Genomic DNA, 4858 nt, shown 5'->3' with positions numbered 1-4858 from the left:
CGCCCCGCCTGACACCCCCCGCCCCACCAGGGCGGTCTTCGTCAACGGCTGCGCGGGGGGCCGTACGGCTGGAGGAGCTGGTCGACGGGTGCGTGGTCGTCGGTCAGCGGCCGGGCGTCGCCGATCCAGGAGGCGAGGCCGTCACCGGTGGCGAGCTTCCAACCGGTCCCGCGGGCGTCCAGCGCGCGCTGGGTCGCGGGGACGTCGAGCGGCCGGTCGGAGGCGAGGGCCACGAGATTGCCGCCCGAGGGTGCGATGGCGCGGTCGAGGCCGATGTCCTCGGGCTCGCCGGCGATGGCGACGTGCTCGAAAACCCCGCGCAGCGTGGCGACTTCGGCCCGTGCGAAGGCCATGTCGCCGTGGTCGATGAGATTGGCGACGTACACGCCGCCCCCGTTGAGCACGCGGCGTACGTCGGCCATCGCCTCCGCCGTCGTGAGGTGCCAGGGCACGCTCACGCCCCCGAAGGCGTCGCCGACGACGAGGTCGCGGCTGTCCGCGTCCAAGCGCCGCAGGCCGAGCCGGCCGTCCTCGACGCGCACGTCGACACCGCTGTCCGGCCTCAGCCCGAGGTGGTCGCGGTTGATGCGGACGACGCCGCCGTCGATCTCGGACACGACGCTGCGCGTCCCGGGGCGCGCGGCGGAGAGGTAGCGGGGGAGGGTGAGTCCGCCGCCGCCCAGGTGGTGGGCGGCGAGCGGCCGCCCCTCGGGGAAGGCGGCGTCGACCACCGACGCGATGGCGCGCACGTACGTGAACTCCAGGACGGCCGGGTCGTCGACGTCGACGTAGGAGTGCCGCAAGCCGTCCAGGACGAGCGTGCGGCCGGTGGCCCGGGCCGGGTCCGCGACGATGCGCGCGCAGTGGTAGCGGGTCTCCACGTCGCAGTCGCCGGGAGCCGCCGTGACGGCGAGGCCGCCGGCGAGGACCGCGAGTGCGAGCACAGGCGTGCCGGTCCACCCGCGCCTGCGCCACTCCACCAGCGCGGAACCGGCCGCCAGCAGCGTGCCGAGGCCGATGAGGATGCCGCTGACCGGCAGGCGCGACACGAGGACGAAGCCGGTGAGGACGGTCCCGACGATGGCGCCGAACGTGCCCGCACCCGACAGCCTGCCGACGACCGTTCCCGTCTCCGCCAGGCTGGTCAGACGCAGCTTGGTCACGATGGGCGTCACCGCCGACAGCAGTGCGCCGGGCACGAGGATGGTCAGCGAGGCCGTCAGCAGGAGCGCCGCCGGGGCCCGTTCCGCAGTGGTGCGCAGCAGGGCGGGGGTGAGGGCCACGACCACCCCCGACACCCCGAGCGCCGGCCCGACGAGCCGCCGGGGATCGACGCGGTCGGCGAGGCGCCCGCCCAGCCAGGACCCGGCGGCGATCGCCGTGAGCGCGATGCCGATCACCAGGGTGCTGGTCTCCAGGGTGAGGCCGAGGTACGGGGCCAGCAGCCGCAGGGCGACGATTTCGACCACCAGGACGGCAGCCGAGGACCCGAACACGAGCGCGAAGGCCGCGCAGGGGCCGAGGCGGCCGCGGGGAGGAGTACCGGTGCCCTCGGTGACGGGCGGGGACGGTGAACTGGTCACGGCCGCCATCCTTGCACGCAACGCCTTCCCGGACGCCGGTCGTGAACGACAGCCGGCCACTTCCCGCCGCAACCGCCGGGCGGCGTGGCCACTCCCGATCACCTCGCAGCCGAATCCGACCGTTCCGGTCCCGCCCCGAAACCATCCGCGTCGCGAACGGCTGCCGCCGGAAGTCCGGTGAGCCCGCGGGCCGGCTCCGAGCCCGGTAGGGGCGGGAGGCGGTTCCCGCCCTTCCGCCGACGCGTCGGCGGAAGGGCCCGGCCTCGCTCGGGATTCCTACGAGCCGCAGCCGGAGGAGGAGCCCCCTGCGGCCCCCCGCCGGAGGGGCGCCGGCGGAGCGGCCGGGTAGCCCTCGCTGCCTGCGGTACCGGACGGCGGGGGCGCCGGCGCGACCTGACGCGCGGTCCGCCGCGGGCGCACCGGTCCGGTCCGGAAGCAGGCCCGGGCCGACGGATGGCGCTGCGCGGCGTACAGCACCCGGGCGGCGCCGCGGACCGCAGCGGTGTGCGGCGCCCGGACCGCCACCACCGGAGCCTGCAGGCCATCGGCGAGCAGCGGGACGAGGTCGGGGCGCAGCCCGCCGCCGCCGGCCAGGAGTACGCCCCGGTTCAGCGCGGCGGCGGTGACGGCGGTGCGGTCCTGGCGCAGCATGGCACGCACCATTGCGGCGACCGCGTTCCCGAGCTCCTCCGACGGAACGGTCCCGACCGGGCCGTCGGTGCCCAGCGCGGTGCTGCGTGCGTCGACGACCGCGCCGTCGACGAGCAGGACGACCTCGCTGGAGTGGGCGCCGACGTCCGCCACCAGCAGCGGCCGGGCGAGGTCGGCGTGCGCCGCAAGGGCCGCGGCGCGAGCGGTGGACAGGGTCAGGACGGCTCGCGGGCGCAGCACCTCCACGACCGCGCGGGCCTGCTCCCGGTACACCGGGCCCTGCATCACGCGCGTGGTGACCACGACCAGGGGACGGGCGCGGCGCGGCATGTGGGGGCCGAGCATCCGGTCGAGCCTCCGGGCCGTCTCGGGGACGTCCGCGATGGTGCCGTGCCCGACCGGGTGGTGCCCGGGCCGCACGTCCGGCGCGTTGAGCCCGGGCGCGTCGAGGACCACCCCGCGGCTCGCGACCCAGACCCGCGTGCGGGCACTGCCCATGTCGAGCGCCAGGCCCTCGCCCTGCGGGAGCGGCGGCCGGGGCGGAGTCCCGGCGGGCAGGCCGGCACCACGTCCGTGGACCGGGCTCACCGCCCGGCCTCCCGCACCTGCTGGCAGCGCGCGCAGTAGCGGGCCTGCGGCACGATGGCCAGGCGTTCCCGCTCGATCGGCCGGCGGCACAGGTGGCAGGTGCCGTAGCGGCCCTCGGCGATGCGCTGCAGCGCCGCCCGGACGTCGGCGAGGACCATGCGCGCCGACGCGGCCAGCTTGGCCTGCACCTCGACCCGCCCCGGGGAGCGGCGCCCCTGCGACTCCTCCGCCTGCGACGCAGCGGCGATCCTCCGCAACTGCTCCTGCCGGAAAAGGAGCTGCTCGTGCAGGTTCTCCTGCAGGGCCGCGAGGTCCTCGAACGACAGGTTGGCGCTCGGGCCGTTGACGGTCTGGTGGTTCACGACGACACCCCTTGTGAGCAGGGCGGACACGCGGACTGGGCTGCCTGGTCGGAGTCAGGTGGCGAGGCGGTTCTGGCAGGCGACGCAGTACCGCGTATAGGGCAGGATCTCCAGGCGCTCGGCGGGGACGACCGCGGAACAGCTCAGACAGGTGCCGTAGGAGCCGTCGTCGAGGCGGGCGAACGCCGCCTCGATCTCCTCGAGCACCCGCCTGCCGGCCTCGGCCTGCGCGGACATCAGGTGGCCGTCCGCGCTCTGCCCGCCTTCGAGGAGGGCCTGGACTTGGGCGACCCGGCTGCTGCGGGCGTGTTCGAGACGCCGGCGCGCGTCCTGGGCGGACAGCCGGCCGCGGTGCGGGCCGGTCTGGGAAACGTCGAGAGGCACGAGAGAGTCCCTTCGGGTCGGCTCCGGGTGCAGGGGGTCGGCACCCGCTTCCACGGCAGCGCCCGGCCGGCGGCCGGGGGTCGGCGACCGACGGCTGCGGCGCTGCGGTCCTTCGACTCTGCCCACTGCCCCGCGCGAAAGACATGGGTACCAGGCCCCATCCCACACTCCCCGCCATGACCACATGACCGCCGACAAGCCGTGGATATGGGGGTCAAGACCCATCGACACCCGACAGAAGCAAAGGCAGAGTGGCGCTATTACGTTCGCAATCAAAGGAAGGGGGCCGGGCCGGTGTCACTGTTCTGGCGGATCTTCGGGCTCAACGGCGTGGTGCTGGGCGCCGCGACCGCGCTCCTGCTGTGGGCACCGGTGACCGTCTCGGTACCGGTACTCCTCACCGAGGCGGTCATCCTGGTGGGCGGCCTCGTCGTCATGCTCGTCGCGAACGCGGCCCTGCTGCGCTGGGGCCTGGCACCGCTGGACCGGCTGAAGGCCCTGATGGCCACCGTCGACCTGCTGCGCCCCGGCCAGCGCCTGCCCATGCCCGGCCCCGGCGGAGGGGCGGACGGCGAGATCGGCCAGTTGATCCGCGCGTTCAACGCCATGCTGGACCGGCTGGAACAGGAACGGGCCGCATCCAGCGCCCGCGTACTCCTCGCCCAGGAGGCGGAGCGCCGCCGGATCGCCCAGGAACTGCACGACGAGGTCGGCCAGAGCATGACCGCGATCCTGCTGGTGCTGGGCCGCGCCGCGGACACCGCCGACGCACCCCTGCGCGAGGAGCTCCAGCAGGCCCGGGAGATCACCCGCGACAGCCTGGACGAGGTACGCCGCCTCGTACGCCGCCTGCGCCCGGGCGTCCTCGACGACCTGGGCCTGGTCAGCGCCCTGACATCGCTCACCCAGGACTTCTCCGCCCACACCGGCCTGCACGTCGTGCGCCACTTCGAGACCGGTCTGCCGGCGCTGGAGCCGGAGACCGAACTCGTCCTGTACCGGGTCGCCCAGGAAGGCCTGACGAACGCGGCCCGGCACGCCGACGCACGCCGTATCGGCGTCAGCCTGCACGGAGCCGACGGCGCGGTCGTGCTGGAGATCGCCGACGACGGCCGGGGCATCGGGGGAGCCTGCGAGGGAGCCGGGATCCGCGGCATGCGCGAACGCGCCCTCCTCGCGGGAGCCGCCCTCCACCTCACCTCCGCCCCCGGGTCGGGCACCCGCATCCGCCTCACCGCCCCCGCGCTCACGGAGCCTTGACGATGCCCGAGCCCGCACCCCTTCCCGAGC

Annotated in this window: 5 protein-coding genes; 1 reads left to right on the top strand and 4 read right to left on the bottom strand. The window is 75.2% G+C overall.

Features of this window, described 5'->3' with window-relative positions; genetic code table 11:
* Nucleotides 1-41 precede the first annotated feature (41 nt).
* The 4 genes from EF903_RS28785 to EF903_RS35585 form a co-directional block, all read right to left on the bottom strand.
* Nucleotides 42-1583 carry a fused MFS/spermidine synthase gene (locus tag EF903_RS28785; protein ID WP_125547937.1) on the bottom strand — a complete coding sequence of 514 codons (1542 nt, stop codon included), beginning with the start codon at nt 1581-1583 and terminating at the stop codon, nt 42-44.
* A 276-nt stretch (nt 1584-1859) separates the two neighbouring features.
* Nucleotides 1860-2822 (bottom strand): hypothetical protein, encoded by a 963-nt coding sequence (locus tag EF903_RS28780; protein WP_312845975.1) that lies wholly within the window; start codon nt 2820-2822, stop codon nt 1860-1862.
* Complete coding sequence (locus EF903_RS28775; RefSeq protein ID WP_260616065.1) at nt 2819-3184, bottom strand: TraR/DksA C4-type zinc finger protein; 366 nt, start codon at nt 3182-3184, stop codon at nt 2819-2821. The genes EF903_RS28780 and EF903_RS28775 overlap by 4 nt, the downstream gene beginning before the upstream one ends.
* A 54-nt stretch (nt 3185-3238) precedes the next feature.
* A complete protein-coding gene (locus EF903_RS35585; protein ID WP_260616064.1) occupies nt 3239-3568 on the bottom strand; it encodes a TraR/DksA C4-type zinc finger protein in 330 nt (109 codons plus the stop codon).
* A 294-nt stretch (nt 3569-3862) separates the two neighbouring features.
* Between EF903_RS35585 and EF903_RS28765 the strand changes: the two genes are divergently transcribed.
* The gene (locus EF903_RS28765) at nt 3863-4828 is read left to right on the top strand and encodes a HAMP domain-containing sensor histidine kinase (RefSeq protein WP_125547936.1); all 966 of its coding nucleotides are present in this window, start codon (nt 3863-3865) and stop codon (nt 4826-4828) included.
* Nucleotides 4829-4858: the final 30 nt, after the last annotated feature.

Origin of the sequence: Streptomyces sp. WAC05292, assembly GCF_003949955.1 — a bacterium.
In the GTDB taxonomy this organism is placed as follows: domain Bacteria; phylum Actinomycetota; class Actinomycetes; order Streptomycetales; family Streptomycetaceae; genus Streptomyces; species Streptomyces globosus.
This window is presented reverse-complemented; position numbering and strand designations above follow the sequence as displayed.